Origin of the sequence: Sphingopyxis sp. (assembly GCF_019459305.1) — a bacterium.
Taxonomy (GTDB): domain Bacteria; phylum Pseudomonadota; class Alphaproteobacteria; order Sphingomonadales; family Sphingomonadaceae; genus Sphingopyxis.
Genome location: NZ_JAIBES010000015.1, coordinates 1 through 16,719, shown reverse-complemented (window position 1 = coordinate 16,719; position 16,719 = coordinate 1). Strand labels below are relative to the sequence as shown.

The 16,719-nt window shown below is 57.6% G+C and carries 21 protein-coding genes and 1 pseudogene; 14 read left to right on the top strand and 8 right to left on the bottom strand.

Annotation, left to right across the window (positions count from 1 at the left end; genetic code table 11):
• Positions 1-33 precede the first annotated feature (33 nt).
• Genes K0M74_RS01395 through K0M74_RS01340 form a run of 12 tightly spaced genes read left to right on the top strand, consistent with a single transcriptional unit; the run spans position 34 to position 9,464 of the window.
• The gene (locus tag K0M74_RS01395; protein WP_293967159.1) at positions 34-951 is read left to right on the top strand and encodes an MBL fold metallo-hydrolase; all 918 of its coding nucleotides are present in this window, start codon (positions 34-36) and stop codon (positions 949-951) included.
• On the top strand, positions 951-1,391 hold the full coding sequence (locus tag K0M74_RS01390) for a YeeE/YedE thiosulfate transporter family protein (protein ID WP_293967157.1): 441 nt from the start codon (positions 951-953) through the stop codon (positions 1,389-1,391). Before K0M74_RS01395 ends, K0M74_RS01390 begins: the two co-directional genes overlap by 1 nt.
• Before the next feature lie 42 nt (positions 1,392-1,433).
• Positions 1,434-1,634: a DUF2892 domain-containing protein gene (locus K0M74_RS01385; RefSeq protein WP_293967155.1), complete on the top strand. Its 201-nt coding sequence runs from the start codon at positions 1,434-1,436 to the stop codon at positions 1,632-1,634.
• Position 1,635: 1 nt separating this feature from the next.
• The gene (locus K0M74_RS01380) at positions 1,636-2,046 is read left to right on the top strand and encodes a DUF6691 family protein (protein WP_293967154.1); all 411 of its coding nucleotides are present in this window, start codon (positions 1,636-1,638) and stop codon (positions 2,044-2,046) included.
• 22 nt (positions 2,047-2,068) lie between these two features.
• Positions 2,069-3,649 carry a bifunctional protein tyrosine phosphatase family protein/NAD(P)/FAD-dependent oxidoreductase gene (locus tag K0M74_RS01375; RefSeq protein WP_293967152.1) on the top strand — a complete coding sequence of 527 codons (1,581 nt, stop codon included), beginning with the start codon at positions 2,069-2,071 and terminating at the stop codon, positions 3,647-3,649.
• 6 nt (positions 3,650-3,655) lie between these two features.
• Entirely contained in the window at positions 3,656-5,422 is a 1,767-nt protein-coding gene (gene sulP / locus K0M74_RS01370; protein ID WP_293967150.1) for a SulP family inorganic anion transporter, read from the top strand.
• Positions 5,419-5,862: a DoxX family protein gene (locus K0M74_RS01365; RefSeq protein WP_293967148.1), complete on the top strand. Its 444-nt coding sequence runs from the start codon at positions 5,419-5,421 to the stop codon at positions 5,860-5,862. The genes sulP and K0M74_RS01365 overlap by 4 nt, the downstream gene beginning before the upstream one ends.
• A gap of 9 nt (positions 5,863-5,871) precedes the next feature.
• Positions 5,872-7,278 (top strand): cytochrome ubiquinol oxidase subunit I, encoded by a 1,407-nt coding sequence (locus K0M74_RS01360; protein ID WP_293967147.1) that lies wholly within the window; start codon positions 5,872-5,874, stop codon positions 7,276-7,278.
• Positions 7,275-8,279 carry a cytochrome d ubiquinol oxidase subunit II gene (gene cydB / locus K0M74_RS01355; protein WP_293967145.1) on the top strand — a complete coding sequence of 335 codons (1,005 nt, stop codon included), beginning with the start codon at positions 7,275-7,277 and terminating at the stop codon, positions 8,277-8,279. Before K0M74_RS01360 ends, cydB begins: the two co-directional genes overlap by 4 nt.
• A complete protein-coding gene (locus K0M74_RS01350) occupies positions 8,279-8,383 on the top strand; it encodes a DUF2474 family protein (RefSeq protein WP_293967144.1) in 105 nt (34 codons plus the stop codon). The genes cydB and K0M74_RS01350 overlap by 1 nt, the downstream gene beginning before the upstream one ends.
• Positions 8,384-8,406: 23 nt before the next feature.
• On the top strand, positions 8,407-9,171 hold the full coding sequence (locus K0M74_RS01345) for a hypothetical protein (RefSeq protein WP_293967142.1): 765 nt from the start codon (positions 8,407-8,409) through the stop codon (positions 9,169-9,171).
• Between the two features lie 50 nt (positions 9,172-9,221).
• Positions 9,222-9,464: a hypothetical protein gene (locus K0M74_RS01340; RefSeq protein ID WP_293967140.1), complete on the top strand. Its 243-nt coding sequence runs from the start codon at positions 9,222-9,224 to the stop codon at positions 9,462-9,464.
• On the opposite strand, the gene K0M74_RS01335 is transcribed toward K0M74_RS01340, so the two are convergent.
• Positions 9,461-9,793: an EthD family reductase gene (locus tag K0M74_RS01335; RefSeq protein ID WP_293967139.1), complete on the bottom strand. Its 333-nt coding sequence runs from the start codon at positions 9,791-9,793 to the stop codon at positions 9,461-9,463. The two genes, K0M74_RS01340 and K0M74_RS01335, sit on opposite strands and share 4 nt — an antisense overlap.
• Before the next feature lie 254 nt (positions 9,794-10,047).
• Between K0M74_RS01335 and K0M74_RS01330 the strand changes: the two are divergent.
• Positions 10,048-10,233 (top strand): annotated as a pseudogene (locus tag K0M74_RS01330) (glutaredoxin); the annotation flags it as partial.
• A gap of 26 nt (positions 10,234-10,259) precedes the next feature.
• On the opposite strand, the gene K0M74_RS01325 reads toward K0M74_RS01330, so the two are convergent.
• The 5 genes from K0M74_RS01325 to K0M74_RS01305 all read right to left on the bottom strand — a co-directional run bounded on the left by K0M74_RS01325 (position 10,260) and on the right by K0M74_RS01305 (position 12,905).
• Entirely contained in the window at positions 10,260-11,312 is a 1,053-nt protein-coding gene (locus K0M74_RS01325; RefSeq protein ID WP_293967138.1) for a relaxase/mobilization nuclease domain-containing protein, read from the bottom strand.
• A complete protein-coding gene (locus K0M74_RS01320) occupies positions 11,312-11,866 on the bottom strand; it encodes a hypothetical protein (RefSeq protein WP_293967136.1) in 555 nt (184 codons plus the stop codon). Before K0M74_RS01320 ends, K0M74_RS01325 begins: the two co-directional genes overlap by 1 nt.
• Positions 11,867-12,093: 227 nt before the next feature.
• On the bottom strand, positions 12,094-12,228 hold the full coding sequence (locus K0M74_RS01315; protein WP_293967135.1) for a DUF1289 domain-containing protein: 135 nt from the start codon (positions 12,226-12,228) through the stop codon (positions 12,094-12,096).
• Between the two features lie 6 nt (positions 12,229-12,234).
• Entirely contained in the window at positions 12,235-12,579 is a 345-nt protein-coding gene (locus tag K0M74_RS01310) for an antibiotic biosynthesis monooxygenase (protein ID WP_293967133.1), read from the bottom strand.
• Positions 12,576-12,905, bottom strand: coding sequence for an NIPSNAP family protein (locus K0M74_RS01305; protein WP_293967131.1), 330 nt, complete (start codon positions 12,903-12,905; stop codon positions 12,576-12,578). Before K0M74_RS01305 ends, K0M74_RS01310 begins: the two co-directional genes overlap by 4 nt.
• Before the next feature lie 74 nt (positions 12,906-12,979).
• Between K0M74_RS01305 and K0M74_RS01300 the strand changes: the two genes are divergently transcribed.
• A complete protein-coding gene (locus tag K0M74_RS01300; protein ID WP_293967129.1) occupies positions 12,980-13,663 on the top strand; it encodes a helix-turn-helix transcriptional regulator in 684 nt (227 codons plus the stop codon).
• Between the two features lie 95 nt (positions 13,664-13,758).
• Here the strand turns inward: K0M74_RS01300 and K0M74_RS01295 are convergent, their stop codons facing one another.
• The gene (locus K0M74_RS01295; protein ID WP_293967127.1) at positions 13,759-14,085 is read right to left on the bottom strand and encodes a DUF736 domain-containing protein; all 327 of its coding nucleotides are present in this window, start codon (positions 14,083-14,085) and stop codon (positions 13,759-13,761) included.
• 668 nt (positions 14,086-14,753) lie between these two features.
• On the bottom strand, positions 14,754-16,583 hold the full coding sequence (locus K0M74_RS01290; RefSeq protein WP_293967125.1) for a ParB/RepB/Spo0J family partition protein: 1,830 nt from the start codon (positions 16,581-16,583) through the stop codon (positions 14,754-14,756).
• Positions 16,584-16,719 lie beyond the last annotated feature (136 nt).

Below are 16,719 nucleotides of genomic sequence, written 5' to 3'. Positions count from 1 at the left end.
TTTATGTAAACATGAATTAATCAGGAGATACTGGTGACCGACTCGGTAATTCAGCAAGCATCAGCGCAGATTGCGGCAACGCCGTCGGATAGCGTCGTTATCAAATCATTTTTCGACGAGCCGACCAATACGGTCAGCTATGTCGTCCACGATCCCGAGAGCAAGCGGGCTGCTATCATCGATAGCGTGCTCGACTATGACGCCGCTTCGGGTCGCACGTCCTTCTCTTCGGCAGACGCAATCATTGCCTATGCTGGGGAGAAGGACCTTGCGGTTGATTGGCTTCTCGAAACGCACGCGCACGCCGATCACCTGTCCGCTGCCCCCTATTTAAAGAACAAGCTCGGCGGCAAAATCGCCATCGGTCGTGAGATTATCCACGTTCAAAGTGTGTTCGGAAAAATTTTCAACGAGGGCACAGAGTTCGCACGAGACGGCTCTGAATTTGACCATCTTTTTGAAGACGGAGACCAGTTTCATATTGGTGAGATCAAAGCGACCGTTCTTCACCTTCCCGGCCATACTCCCGCCGACCTTGCTTATGTCGTTGGCGACGCAGTGTTTACGGGTGACACCTTATTCATGCCGGATTACGGGACCGCGCGCGCTGACTTTCCTGGTGGTGACTCGCGGATGCTTTTTCGTTCGATCCGCCGCCTAATGGAGCTACCCGACCAGACAAGGCTGTTCCATTGCCATGACTACAAAGCGGTCGGTCGTGACAATTTTGCCTGGGAAACAACCGTTGGCGCACAGCGGGTCGGTAATGTTCATGTCCACGAAGGCGTAAGCGAGGACGACTTTGTGACGATGCGCGATGCTCGCGACGCAACCCTGTCAATGCCCAAGCTGATCCTGCCATCGATCCAGGTCAACATACGCGCGGGCCATTTGCCTGAGCCGGAAGCCAACGGAACGCGCTTCCTCAAAATCCCGTTGGATGTTCTCTGATGCTGCCCGGCTTTCCTCAAGCGATGCCTGTTGAGGGGCTGATCGGCGGAATCCTGATAGGCGTGTCTGCGGCGATCATGCTTTTGGGCTTGGGCCGCATTGCCGGGGTAAGCGGCATGGCGGCGCGGGCGACAGGAATAGCGGATACCGGCGCGCCGCGCGGGATCGCAATCGCCTTCATTATCGGCTTGCCGCTTGGTGCCGCGCTCGTCGCGTTCTTCAACGGCCCAGTCGCCGTCAGCTTTCCGGCATCACCGCTACCGCTTGTGATTGGAGGTTTGCTGGTGGGTTTCGGAACGCGGATGGGCTCCGGGTGCACAAGCGGTCACGGTGTGTGCGGTTTGTCGCGGCTTTCCAGACGATCGTTAGCCGCAACCGCAATGTTCATGGGAAGCGGCTTGGCAACGGTGGGCGTGATGCGCGCCGCCGGAATACTGTGATTAAGATGTTTGAATGTACTCCAAAATTGAGAGGACACGGCGATGAATAATATGGGCCGCTTAGACCGTCTGCTCCGTCTGGTTGTTGTCGCTGCGATCGCTGCGGCATGGTTCATGGGCCTTCTTTCTGGAACCTTGGCGATCGTGCTCGGGATTGGCGCCGTCGCTTTTGCGCTAACCAGCCTTTTCGGAACCTGCCCGCTATATTTGCCATTCGGCCTTTCGACGCGTGGGAAATCATAATATGGCGCGCCACGTCATTGCCTTGATGTCTGGCCTGCTATTCGGTGCGGGGCTTGCTTATTCCGGTATGTCAGATCCTGCCCGCGTCCAGGCGTTTCTCGACATTGCAGGAAACTGGGACCCAACACTCGCCTTTGTCATGGGCGGAGCCATCCTCCCGATGGCGATCGCTTGGGTCTTCCAGAAACGCATGGCGCAGCCGGTTGCCTGCGATACATTTGATCTACCGGGAACGAGCAAGATTGACAGCAAGCTTGCAATCGGTGCTGTCCTCTTTGGCGCAGGCTGGGGAATTGGTGGGCTATGTCCCGGTCCAGCAATTGCCGATCTGGCGCTCGCGACAGGTCCTGCGCTTGTCTTTGTGGTTGCCATGCTGGCCGGAATGATCGTGCACAGATTTGCGAAAATATAATAACTAGGATTGAGGAATCGTGATGGACATCAAAACATTATCGGCAGATTTCAGCGTCTCGCCTCAAATTTTACCTGCTGAACTTGCCATAGCAGCCGCGCAGGGCTTCAAATCGATAATCTGCAATCGCCCCGATGGCGAAGCAGACGACCAACCCGATGCAGCTGTAGTCAGGGCAGCTGCACAAAAGGAAGGCCTTGCCTTTGCTTATGTGCCGGTCATGTCGACTGGCGTGACACCGGCAGATGCAGTTTTGATGGCAGACAAACTGGCGGAATTGCCAAAACCCATACTGGCCTATTGCCGCTCAGGCGCGCGCAGTGGCAAAATTTGGGAAATGGCGAAAACGACCGCGCCCGTGGCAGTGCCGAGCATAATCTATGATGTGGTCATCGTTGGCGGCGGCAGCGCCGGCATCGCGACAGCGGCCAGCCTCCTCAATCGTAATCGCAAATTGAAGATCGCTGTTATCGAGCCATCAGAAGAGCATTATTATCAGCCTGGATGGACGTTGGTTGGTGCGGGCATTTTCTCGGCTGAATTCACCAAGCGTACTGAAAAGTCAGTCATGCCCAAGGGTGTCGACTGGATCAAAAAGGCGGCTTCTGGTTTTGCGCCCGAGGATAACCAGGTGCTCCTCGCCGATGGTAGCGCCCTGTCCTACCGGGTGCTGGTAGCCTGTCCTGGCGTCAAGCTCGATTGGGACGCCATTTCGGGTTTGAGCGAAGCACTCGGCAAGAACGGCGTAACGTCAAACTACCGTTATGACTTGGCACCTTATACCAACCGCCTGGTTAAGGATTTGAAGCGCGGTCGCGCGCTGTTCACCCAGCCCCCCATGCCGATTAAATGTGCGGGTGCCCCGCAAAAATCAATGTATCTGTCGTGCAGTGCGTGGGAACGCGCAGGCGTGCTTGGTGACATCGATGTGCAATTCCACAACACGGGCGCAGTTTTGTTCGGCGTCGCTGCCTATGTCCCCGCGCTCATGGAATATGTAGAACGCTACAAAGCGCATTTGAACTTTGAGTCCAAGCTGGTTGCAATCGACGGCACCGCCAAAATCGCTACATTCGAACAGAAAAATGGAGACACTGTCACGCGGGTCGAGGAAAAGTTCGACATGATCCATGTCGTCCCTCCGCAAGTCGCGCCAGACTTTGTGCGCAACAGCCCTCTTGCCGCCGCCAGCGGTTTTATCGAGGTCAATGAGGCGACATTACAGCATGTACGTTACCCCAATGTCTTCGCCTTGGGCGATGCCTGCTCGGCGTCAAATGCGAAAACAATGGCGGCCGCGCGCAAACAAGCCCCCGTAGTCGCGGTCAATGTTTTGGCCGCACTCGAAGGTAAACCACCCGTCGCCGACTATGACGGATACGGTAGCTGCCCTTTGACTGTTGAGCGCGGCAAGATCATCCTTGCTGAATTTGGCTATGGCGGCAAGCTGCTGCCCAGCTTCCCGAATTGGTTGATCGACGGCACAAGGCCCTCGCGGCTTTCGTGGCTTCTGAAGGACACAATTTTACCGCCGATATATTGGCACGGGATGCTCAAAGGACGTGAGTGGATGGTAAATCCGCACATGATAGCAACGGCGTAACGCGCGATGCAATTGAAGCAATATCTTCCAATCCTTGAATGGGGGCGTGGCTATGGCGGCGTAACGCTGACTAACGATCTCGTGGCAGCGGCGATCGTCACGATCATGTTGATTCCGCAAAGTCTGGCGTATGCCATGCTGGCCGGGCTGCCGCCGGAGATTGGCCTCTACGCTTCGATTCTTCCTATTATTGCTTATGCGTTGTTCGGAACCAGCCGCGCGCTCGCGGTCGGGCCAGTAGCGGTGATATCACTGATGACGCTTACCGCGGCGAGCGCTGTTGCCCCGCCGGGAAGCCCTGACTTTATTGCTGCAACCCTTATACTGGCATTACTTTCAGGTGTGATCCTGATGGTCATGGGCGTGCTGCGACTTGGCTTTCTGGCGAACCTTTTATCTCATCCTGTGGTGTCCGGCTTCATCACTGCGAGCGGCATTATCATCGCCACCAGCCAGCTAAAATCTGTTCTTGGTATCAAGGCATCGGGTGAGGCTATGCCTGAGCTTGTCACAACATTGATCGAGAACGCAAAGGATACAAATCCCTACACGCTTGCCATTGGTGTCATTGCCACCGCTTTCCTGTTCTGGGTAAGAAAAGGTCTCAAACCTTTATTGGTTCATATGGGGCTTGCGGCACGTCCAGCCGACCTAGTGGCCAAGGCAGGACCAATCGTCGCTGTTGGTCTATCGATTCTCGCGGTCATCGCGTTTGATTTGGAAGCCAAGGGTGTCAAAGTAGTGGGCGCTATCCCGCAAAGCCTTCCGCCATTTACCATGCCGTTGTTCAATGCAGAACTCTGGCAGCAGTTGGCGATACCTGCCCTGCTGCTCAGTATCATCGGCTTTGTCGAATCCGTTTCGGTTGCCCAAACTTTAGCCGCCAAAAAGCGCCAGCGAATCCGCCCCGATCAGGAATTGATTGGGCTCGGGGCAGCCAATGTCGCTGCGGCGTTTTCAGGGGGATATCCGGTAACTGGAGGGTTTGCGCGTTCGGTCGTCAATTTCGATGCAGGTGCCGAAACACCGGCAGCAGGCGCGTTCACCGCTATTGGCATTTTGCTGGCGGCGCTCTTCTTGACGCCATTGCTCGCCTCGCTGCCGATTGCCACACTGGCGGGCACAATCATTGTCGCGGTGTTGAGCCTCGTCGATTATAAAACACCGCGGGCCATTTGGCGATATTCCAAGCCGGACTTTGCTGCAATGGCCACAACCATCGCGGTGACGTTGCTTATAGGCGTTGAGCCTGGCGTTATTGCAGGTGTGGGCCTTAGTTTAGCGCTCTTCTTGTGGCGAGCCTCACGTCCACATGCAGCGATTGTCGGTCGGGTTCCTGACACCGAGCATTTCCGCAATGTGAAACGCCACCAGGTGCAAACCGTTCCGCATATTCTTACGATCCGCATCGACGAAGGACTGAGCTATCTCAATGCCCGCTGGCTTGAAGAATTTGTTCTGGAGGAGGTCTCCGAGCACCCCAAGTTACGGCACCTCATTCTGATGTGCTCGGCGGTCAATGCGATTGACGCATCGGCGCTCGAAAGTCTGGAGGCGATCAATCACCGTCTCGCCGACGCTGGCGTCAAGCTTCATTTGTCCGAGGTGAAGGGTCCTGTGATGGATGCGCTGCAGCGTTCGCACCTGCTCCATGATCTGAGTGGCAAGGTGTATTTGTCGCAAAACGAAGCTTTTAGTGCATTGATCCTCGATGATGGAACTGGCGATGAGCCTCTGGTCTGTGGTCCTTGGGCCGAAAGGGGCATTATGTGATACGTAAAATTGAGAGGCTGTTAGCACCCGGGTCAAAAACGGCCGCCATTGTGGACCTTGTGTTCCGTGTGTTGACCAGTCTAATTTTTATCATCGGCGGGTTGGGACATTTTGGGCAGCACCAGATGATGCTCGACAGGATGGTAGAGTCACCTTGGGCTGGCACTGTCGCAATGATCGGCGACCCGTCTCTATTGCTCTGGTTGTCTGGAATCGCTTTTGTTGCGGCAGGGTTGACGCTGGCACTGGGATGGATGACCCGCATTTCGGCGTTAGTGCTGTTTGTGACCCTTGTCCCCGTCACCATCGCCATTCACGTCGTGCCCGACACATCACATGTTGGCCCGTTGTTTAAGAATATCGCCATTCTTGGCGCGCTGCTGTTCTTTTGGGCGCGCGGGCCTGGCGCTTATGCGCTCGATAAGGTTATAGAAAGATAAGGTGACTCTATGTTTGACAATTTAGACGCAATTGTTCTTGCCCGCATCCAGTTTGCTTTCACGATAAGCTTCCACTTCCTGTTCCCCGCATTCTCCATTGGGCTTGCCAGCTATCTTGCGGTGTTGGAGGGATTGTGGCTCAAAACCGGCAAGGGTGTTTACGCGAACCTCTTCCGTTACTGGTTGAAGATATTTGCGATCGTCTTTGGCATGGGCGTGGTTTCGGGCATCGTCATGTCCTATCAATTTGGCACAAACTGGGCGGTGTTTTCCGATAAAGCAGGTCCGGTGATCGGGCCACTTATGGCTTATGAGGTACTGACCGCATTTTTCCTTGAAGCAGGTTTCCTCGGCGTGATGCTGTTCGGGATCAACAAGGTAGGGCGTAAGCTGCATTTCATGGCGACCTGCGCGGTCGCACTCGGCACTTTCATTTCAGCGTTCTGGATTCTCTCCGTCAACAGCTGGATGCAAACGCCCGTCGGCCACACAATCAATGATGTCGGCCAGTTTGTCCCGCTCGCCGGATGGTGGGACATCATCTGGAATCCCAGCTTCCCGTATCGCCTGCTTCACACTGTGACTGCTGCCTATCTGACCGTCGCCTTTGCGGTCGGCGCGGTCGGTGCGTGGCATTTGCTGAAGGACCGCGCCAATCCCGGCGCACGCACAATGTTTTCGATGGCAATGTGGATGGCGGCAATTGTTGCCCCTGTTCAAATATTCCTTGGCGATATGCACGGGCTGAATACGCTTGAACATCAACCCGCCAAGGTCATGGCGATGGAAGGACATTTTGAAAGCCACCCCGAAGGTGCGCCGTTGATTTTGTTCGGCATTCCCAACAGCAAAGAAAAACGCGTTGATTATGCCATCGAGATTCCCAAGGCTTCGTCGTTGATCCTCAAACATGATCTCAACGCGCCGATGAAGGGTCTCGACACTATTCCCGACGCCGATGAACCGCCGGTCGGCATCGTTTTCTGGTCGTTCCGCGTGATGGTCGGTTTGGGCTTTGCCATGCTAGGGCTTGGGGCGTGGAGCTTGCTCGCTCGGATGCGCAAGAAGCTCTATGACTGGCCGCTGATGCACAAGGCGGCGGTTGCGATGGGGCCGTCTGGGTTCATTGCCGTACTCGCCGGGTGGATTACGACCGAAGTGGGCCGTCAACCTTGGACCATTTACGGTTTGCTGCGCACCAGTGATTCAGCCTCGCCACTTGACGCACCCGCTGTGGCTTTTTCACTGCTTGCCTTTGTGATTGTCTATTTTGCGGTATTCGGCGCTGGTGTCTGGTATCTGTTCAAACTGATGGCCAAACCACCCGAGGCGCATGAGACCGGTCTTGACGGCACCCCGACGCGCGCCGCCGGGATTACGCCTGCGCCTGCGGTCATCGAAGGACAACCCGCATGATGAGCTTTGATCTTACCGTCATCTGGGCGGGCATAATCGGCTTTGCGATCATGTTCTATGTCATCATGGACGGATTTGATCTGGGCATTGGCATCCTTTTTCCCTTCTTCAAAGTTGGCCCCGACCGCGACCAGGCAATGAATAGCATTGCGCCTGTTTGGGACGGCAACGAAACCTGGTTGGTCTTGGGCGGCGGCGGACTTCTTGCAGCCTTTCCGCTCGCCTATGCCATCATCTTGCCCGCGCTTTATGCGCCAATGATTGCCATGCTTTTAGGGCTTGTCTTGCGCGGTGTGGCGTTCGAATTCCGCTGGCGAGACCCAAACCACCGCGAAATCTGGGACCGCGCCTTTACCGCTGGCTCATCAATTGCAACATTCGCGCAAGGGGTCGCGCTTGGTGCCCTCCTGCAAGGGATCACGATCAAGGGCCGCGGTTATGCCGGGGGCTGGTGGGAATGGCTGTCGCCCTTCAGCATTCTCACTGGCGTCGGCTTGATGGTCGGCTACGCACTGCTCGGTGCGTGCTGGCTTAACTGGAAAACGGAAGGCGGTCTGCAGCGGCAAGCGGTCACTTATGCCGGGCGGCTCTGCATTGTTCTGCTTTTGACCATTGGCGTAATTAGCATGGCAACGCTGACGCTGGAGGCACAATATTACACACGTTGGCTCACCTTCCCGAGCGTGCTCGCAACCGCCCAGATCCCGTTGGCGACGCTTATCGTTACCTTTCTGTTTTATCGGAGTTTGGCGAAACAAAAAGATGCGCAGCCATTTTTCTGGGCGCTCGCTCTTTTCGGTCTGTGCCTGATCGGGCTTGGCATTTCGATCTGGCCCAATGTTATTCCGGCACGCCTGTCAATCTGGGATGCGGCAGCCCCCTACGAAAGCCAATTGTTCATGCTGGTGGGGGCAGGCCTGCTTGTGCCGGTTATCCTCGCCTATACCGCCTGGTCCTACTGGGTCTTTCGCGGTAAAGTTGGAAGTGACGGGTATCATTGATGCCCAAGTCTGCGAAACAGCTGCTGTGGTTGATCACGATTTGGGTGATGAGCGTCGGCGCGCTCGGTATCGTCGCGAGTATCATCCGCTATTGGATCAAATAGAGCACCCCTGAAAGGTACAATAGATGCGCATGGCGATCAGAACTCTCCTTATTCTTTCGGCAGCGGTATTTTCCGCCACGCTGCGCGCCGAGCCGACCGAGGTCGTCGTGCGCGTGATCAGCCAGGACGCTAAATTCATCGGGGATTCAATGGGCGGAGCCGAGATTGTTCTGCGCGATGCCAACACGCGTCGGATACTCGCGCGCGGCATTACGAAAGGCGGAACGGGCGACACCAAGCTCATCATGCAAGCCAGTGGTCGCAGCCCGTTGCGCTCGACCTCGGACGCAGCTGCTTTCGTCACACGGGTCGACATAAGCAAGCCCACATTGGTCGATCTGGAGGTTAGCGGACCCAAATCAAAGCCCGGCTCGACAATCCGCATTGTCTCGCAACGATGGGTCATGCCAGGCCAGCCTATCAACATTGGTGACGGATGGGTAGTGGAACTGCCGGGCCTCGCGATCAGCCCGACAGCGAGACTGGTTGAGTTGGACAAGGGAGATGGCGTCAAAAGCATCGCCGTCACCGCCAAAGTCGAGCTGATGTGCGGCTGCCCAATCACGCCTGGAGGCCTGTGGGATGCCAAGGATTATTATGTTGAGGTCTCTGCCTGGCAGCGCGGCAGCAGCATTGCTGTCGCCCCGCTTGCTTTTGTTGAAGCTCCCGGTAGCTATGCTGGGCAGATAACTGCTCCGATGAAGGGCCGTTATATCCTCTACGTCACCGCCCGGAATCTAAAGACCGGCAATTCAGGCGTTACCCAAATATCGTCTTTTGCAAAATAGGTCCGAAGGATTTTCACAGCCGACACGTTACCGATTAGCTGGAGACTATTATGAAGAAACTGGTTTATTTTATCGTTGTTGGCGCCGCCACATTAGGGGCCTCTGCGCCTGCAAACGCTCAGTTCGCAGTTCGCATGGCCTGCTATTCTGACATGCAGAAGCTTTGCCCTACCGAATTTTCAGCGCGCGATCAGGACAAGATGCGCGTTTGCCTGCGCGCTAACCTTTCGAAAGCTTCGGAATCGTGCCAGAAGGCCGTCAGGGCGCAGATGGCAGCGGACAAGCGTGATTAAGACTGAGCAGGAATCACTAACCTCACCTCTGAGACCTGAATGATCGGTTTGATGTCGGTGTAGTTCGCCACATCGGCCTGCAATTCAGCTGCATGGGGCAGATATGCCGCCATGAACTCTTCTGCGGATGCGCACAGATAATGTCCTGCCGCTACGAACAGTGGCTCGGACATCGGCGGGGCATGAATGCCGACATCGACGGTGAAGCTCTCAACGGCGCCACCCAGTCGCGAAAGTGCCCGCGGCGCATGGACGCCAAGATAATAGTCCATGTCGAACCGCGCCCCCACCGAGGCGGGGTAGAGTATCGTAATCCTGATCATTTCCATGCGATCTTCCTATCGTTGGGCCATCAGCCAGAGTCCTGAACAGCAAAGAACCAGACCGGCGCCAATTACCCAGGACAGGCTCTCGCGAATGGTGAACCAGCCGATCGGCAGAGACAGGACCGCTGGAGCGATCGTGACTATAGTCGCGGTTGTGTTGATCGACCAGCCCAGTCCGAAAGCGGAGACAAAGCCAAACTCCAGGCCGACTACTGCCACCCCAAAGAAAGCGGCTACCGCGACGTCGCGCAGTTCAACCGGTTGCGCTATTTATCGGCACGATTGGTGCTGTGTCGGTGTTCAAAGCGGTATATATCGACAAACGCGAACTCAAATGCGCTTGCGTCGGCGGTGACAGCAACGTGCCGCTGGGCTTAATCTCGCTAACTGAGAATCTGATGATGATCGCGATGGCCGTTTGGATGCTGGTCGGGCATAGTTAAATCCAGCAGCGAGCCACCTAATCCTCTCACCGTTCGCGCCCTCGGTCGTTGGGAGGTCGATCAGGTGCAGGTATTGCGGCCTTGCTTTGGTCAGCGGCGATTATCCGTGCATATTGTGCCGCAAAAACTTCGGGCGTCGCATTCATACCCTGATGCTTGTCGAGGAAGGTGCGAACATCCTTGGCGAGCTCCCTGTCTTCGGTCTGCCCGGTAGCGTCTAGCGCAGCGGCAGTTTGTTCATAGGCACGGCGTATCTCCTGCCATCGGAATGTGCCGGCTGCGATGAACGGCGGTAATTGATCCTGGCCCTTAGCGACGGCAATTGCCTGCTCGTTGGTGCGGCGGTCGGATTGGGTAATCTGGCGAGTCCCCTCGGTTCGCAGCCGCGCCCGCAATTTGACCAACGCCATGCTCGATCCGGCAATCCCTTGCCCTCTCGCGCGCCTCGGCGTTGCCTCGGCGGCAACACCGCGTGCGCGCAACTCGCGGGCAAAGCGTTCGCGGAAGCGATTGAGCTGAATCGGACGGGGATTGAACCGAGTGCGATCCAGCCCCTCGGCCTGCACCGTCAGATGGACATGCGGGCGCGGTGTGTCGGTATGGAGCGCCAGGACATAATCATGGTTGTCGCTCAGTTCTGAATGGGCCAGCGCACGGACAGCTCCAAGCACTTTGTCGGGGTCGGTGCCTTCGGGCATTGAGAAGATAAGTGACACCGATGACACCGTAGGCCGCGACCGCCATTGAAGCGTATCGCTCCACTCCGCCGCGCGCTCGGCAACCTCTTCCTTGGTTGTCAGGATTTCGCCATCGCGGGTTTCGATGCCCACTTCGCCCTTGCGCCCGATATACTCAAGATGGGCTTTGACGTGGACACCACCCCGTTGCCGACCTGTAACCTTGACCACGACCTCGGATGCCTTGCGCACAATCCGTGCCAGCTTGGCCCGCGCGGTCAGGGCGGTGGCAAAACCATAACTGGCATAGAGCGGAACGCGCGGCGTGCTGGCGGGATCATGGATATAACGCACCCGAAACGCTGGACGGGTAGCTTCCCACAAGGCGGATTCCAGGCCCATCAATCCGCGACCGTCCAGTAGCTCGCATCGCCGCGCATGGCATCGCCAACGGCTGTCACCTGCTCGGAGATTTCCATTCGCATGTCAGCGATCCGCCGCAGCTCGGGTTCGATCTGCTTGTCGCCAGTTTCGAGCATGGACGCATTGGCGGCCTTCATCGCCTGATTGAGATTGCGGCCAATACGCAGCAACTGCATTCTGATCGGCGCCAGTTCGGCAAGCAGGCCGTCATCAACCCGCGACTTCAACGCGAGGTGACGGCGCACCAATGCCTTGATCCACCCGGCGCGATCGGTCGAACGCTGCGATGCGCGGTGCGCGATCACCGCAATCTCGACATCGGTAAACCGCACCGAAACACGATTGCTCGCTGCGCCTTCGGGGCGGTCAATGAAGGGACGACCGGCTGTCTCTTGCACCGTCTGTTCGATCATCTGCCGCAACACTGCGCTTCGTCCGCCACGACCGACCGCGAAGCTGTCGAACGCCACAAGCGCATCGGCGTCGAGCCGAATGGTGAGCGTCGCGGTGTTCGGTAATGGATTTGTCGCCATCAATCATGCCCGGTGAAACGTCAGTGAAACAAGGGCAATGTAAGACAACACGCGCCGCTAGGCATATCCTGCATTAAAGACAAATCAGACAAACCCCCTAAGACAAACGCACCCAAAGCGGCTTTGTACTTCTGACAATAAGGGGCTTTGGATGCGCTTGAAGGTTTGACGTTTCAGGCTGGATGCGAACCCGTGCTTCCCATGCGGGCCGAAGATCGCCGCACTATTTAATGCGGGCGGCTGGCGGTCGCGCTCCCCCATTCGGCGATCTCGCCAAGTGTGCGACCGCAGCCGGTGCAGACGTTAGCGCTGGTATCTAGTGCGCAAATTTCTCTGCACGGGGACGATGGGATAGGTTTCATTCTGTTTCAACCATGCGCGGCACGGCTGTCATCGGGGGCTTGCGCTCGATCGGTCAGACCATAGTCCCGCAGAACATGCGTGACCCTGAGCCGGTAATCGGAGAAAACGCCGCCTCGTCCCTTGGACTGGGTTGCGCGGTGCCAGGCAGAGTTCCGCCATTGCGCAACAGCCTCCTCGTCGCGGAAAAAGGATAACGAGAGAAGTTTGCCCGGCTCCGACAAGCTTTCGAAGCGCTCAATCGACACAAAACCATCCAACTGTATCAGTTCCTCTTTCAACGCAGCAGCCAGATCGAGATAATGCCGCGTCTTGCCCTCGGCAGGCCACACTTCGAACAATACCGCGATCATGGCTTGATCAACTGGCCATGCGGCGCGGAGGCCAGTTTGCAGAATATACGGTCTTCACGCCGGATGAACTGCTCAGCTTTGGCAAATTCATAATTGGACCGGCCAAGCGGATCATTGCGAAGGCGTTCGCGGTATGCCTCATAGGCGGCAAGACTCTCGATGCTGTAGACGCCAAACGCGGTCGTCGCCGAGCCTTCATGCGGCGCGAAATAGCCGACAAGGTCGGCACCGCAGCGCGGGATGGCCTCACCCCAGTTGCGGGCATATTCTTTGAACGCCTCGACTTTGAACGGGTCGATCTCATATCTGATGAAGCAGGTAATCATGTGAAGTCCTTTATGGCTGATGACACTCCGTCTAGCAGATTGCCTCGCACCTATGCTTCGCCTATGGCCGAACTATGAAAGAAGGACCTGCCATTGCAAATGTTGCTGCGCTCATAGGCGACCCAGCCCGCGCCAACATTCTGACCGCGCTTATGGCGGGAAAGGCGTTGACCGTTTCAGAGCTGGCCCAGGAAGCGGGGGTCACGCTACAAACAACCAGTGCGCATCTGTCAAAGTTGCTCGGCGCAGGCATGGTCGCAGCGCGCAAGCAGGGGCGGCACAAATATTTTGAGCTGGCTTCATCGAAGGTAGCAGAAGCTATCGAAGTCCTTATGGGCCTTGCCGCAGACAGTGGCCACCTGCGCACCCGCACGGGGCCACGCGATGAAGCGCTTCGGGCGGCACGGCGATGCTACAATCATCTGGCAGGTTCTGCAGGTGTACAGTTGTACGAAAGCCTGATCCGGCGAGGGTATCTGAACATTAAGGCTTCGGGATTGTCGCTATCATTGCAAGGCCGCGAGTTTGCCGAAGGCCTTGGAATAGATTTGGGGCAGCTCTCAGCAAGCCGCACGCCACTTTGCCGGGAGTGTCTGGACTGGAGCGAACGCAAAACGCATCTTGCCGGCAGTCTTGGACGGGCGTTGCTTGATCATATGATCGAAGACAAATGGGTCCGTCACAACACCAACTCGCGGGTGATTACTTTCACATCACGCGGCCACCAGTGCTTCGCCGCTGCATTTCCCCTCGCTTAGTCAGCGTCAAATTATTGTTGCATGGGACGGTATTTAAATACTTGAACACCACAAAGCCTCGCCAGGCAGAACCGGGCGAGGCTTTAGTGCGGTGGTCAGTTGCCGTTCGAGGTGCGGGCGCGTGACCAGATCAGGTTATATGCCTTGCCATCTTCATCGGCGAACAGGCTGGCGAAGATCGGGGCGTTGAAGCTGGGATCGTCGAGCTTGATTGAAAGATAGTCGCGGCCTTCCTTGGAGGTTTTCTGCCAGCAGGCGCCGATTTCGGCCTTGGCGACGAACACCCGGTGCGAAGGAGCGTTTTCGTTGTCGCTTGCTTCCTCGGCGACGATGGTGACGTTCTTCTTCTGCAAGCTCATCGTGACGATTTCGCCGGTGTAGTTGGTGTCGCCGGACTTTTTGAATGTGCCGATATTTGCCATGATACTTCTCCTTATGTTGGTCGAACCCCGCGCTCATTCGCGGTCTCGATGGCTGGTTAAAGGCAGGGGTTTGCGCTGCTGCACCCGCAGGGCCGCAACGCAGTGGAGGACGGTGCAGAACGAAGATTCTTGGTTCCGCGAGGAATGGGCGGAACGCCCAGGGGAAGAAACTTTGGGCTGCACCGTTGCAGCAAGGGGCAAGAGGCGTAGCCGTCCCCTGCCAACCAAAGCCATTGACGAGGCCGTGGGTGAGCGCGGTTCTGGCCGTTACCCATTAGGAGATTTGGCGAGGGTCGGTTGTTGCGTTCAATGTCGGGCTGACGCACTCGTCCTGCGAAACCGACAGCTTGGACTTGCTGGGAACGGGCACGGCGTTCTGCCAACGGCGGCGTAACTGAAAACGCCCCGTCGCGCCGGATTCGGTGCCTGCCTATTGCGGCCTGCTGGTCACAACCGCCGGACAGACGCGACAGGTTCCGTCAGCACTGCATCCCGCCATACGCCGATCCGCTTTTATGGTTGTGGGTGAAGATTGGCATCTGCATCATCCGATAGGCTCCTGCCGCTCCGCCTGACCTATGACACAGCACTCAAGCCCCATCCGGTTTTGCCGGACGGGGCTTGGTCGCGCTCAAGGTGCGGGCGGCGTTGTTACGCCCGCACTTCCGTCACGCAGCAAGGCGTTGCTCTTCGACCTCTTCAAGTGCGTCGGCGGTTTCGGCTTCGCTGCTTTCTGCCACCTCCGCCGCTCCGGCAGCGGCGGGGTCGGGGTCGAGCGGCACTTCGGGTTCGGCCAGCCATGCGGCACGACTGGCGGCGGCAACCGTCGCCACGCCGCCGCGCTGCGTGTAAGCCGATGGCGGAAACGCCATCCAGCGCGGCACCCATTGCTCGACCTTGATACGATCATTGCTGCCGGTCAGATAATCATTGATGACTGACTTGATCGTCTTGCCCTTCTCGGCGGCATGGGCCTGCGCCACGGTATCGCCGCCAACCTCGCGCAACACTTCGGTCAACACCTCGCGGTCACGGACAAGTCCATAAAAGGCATCATCGGCCACCCAATAGTCGGCCATCTTGACGCCAAGGTGAAGGCCGATGGTTTCGATAAGGCCGGTTCCGCTGGCCAGCGTCTCGGCCATAACGACGCCAAGCACCTCCATGACAACCGCGTCTGGCAATTCCAGCAATCGCTGGAACAGTCCACTCACGCCATTCCTCGGTTCATGGCCCAGAGTGACGCTCGGCTCATCGGGGTCAAATCCCAACACGCCAAGCACTGCGCGGCGGCGCTCGTCGAAGCGGGCTTCGGCAACGCTGCCCTCAATGCTCTCGGTAATGGCATCGTTGCGCGACCGCTGGCTTTGCACGTCCACCCGCCATAAGGGCGAACCGCAAATGGCATGGGCAACCATGACGCGCAGCGCCGTGCCGGTATTGGCGGCAAGCGCCGACCGCACCGCCGCATGGCGGTGCAGGTCGATATAGCTGGTCATGGCTGCGGTGATTTCGGGGCGGCTGGCCTTGGTCGTTGCATCGGGCGATTCGCCCTTGGCGATGCGCTTCGCTTCGCGCTCGGTCAGATAACCTTCTTGAAACGCCACCTCGCCATTATGGGCAATCGCCACATAGACCCGCCCGCCTTTGCGCTTCGGCGTGGCGGCAAACTCGTAGCGGTGGAAATATTGTCCATCGGGCAAGATAACAACATCGCTCCACCCGTCCGCGATATAGGCCGCCTTGCGTTCCTCGATTGCCGCGCGCTGCGCGTCCTCGAACTCGCGCACATCGCCGAAATAGCCGCCCTTCTCGAACAGGTCTTTGACGATACGGCCCTGATAGGTTTCAAGGTCGAACAGCGCGACGCTGGTTGATATGGATGCACCGCCGAACAGCCATGCCTTCAACTGGTGGCCCTTGGGGATGGACGCATTCGGGTCGTCATAGAGCGCCAGCCATGTTTTCTGTTGGGCTTTGGTCGCCATCGTCAAATGGCGAACGCTGGTCGCGTCGATTTCTTCGGCGCGGTATAGCTGGCGGATGCGCGGCACCAAATTGCCAAGCGCCAAGATGCGCTTGACCGTCAGTTCGGGCATCCCGAACGTCATGGAAATTTCGTCCACGCTGCGGCCTTCTTTGACCAACCGCGTGAACGACTCCCACTGCGTCACCTCGTCGGGCGCAAGCCGCGCAAGGTTCTCGATCAACGAGGCTTCGAGCGCGGCGGCATCGTCGCCCGCCTCCATGATCGCGCACGGCAACGGCTCGGCAACGCCGTTTTCGTTCGCCACGGTTTGTGCGGCGAGAAAGCGGCGGCTTCCGGCCACAATCTCGAATGTCGTATCGCTACCGTTGGGCCGCACTAATAGCGGCATGATAATGCCGCGCGCGCGAATGGATGGCAGAATGCCGCTAATGTCGGGTGGCTTCTTGCCGCTCCGCATATTGGCGGGAGAGATTGAAAGCCGGTCAAGGGCGATATGGTCAAGTTTCATGTCATTTACTCCGTTGGGTGGCCCCATCCTCGGGGCATCTTGGGGGGCGGTGAGGATGGGGCCGGTTGTGGGGGGGGGGGGGGGGGTGGGGGGGGGGGGGGGGGGGGGGGCGGGGGGGGGGGGGGGGGGGGGGGGG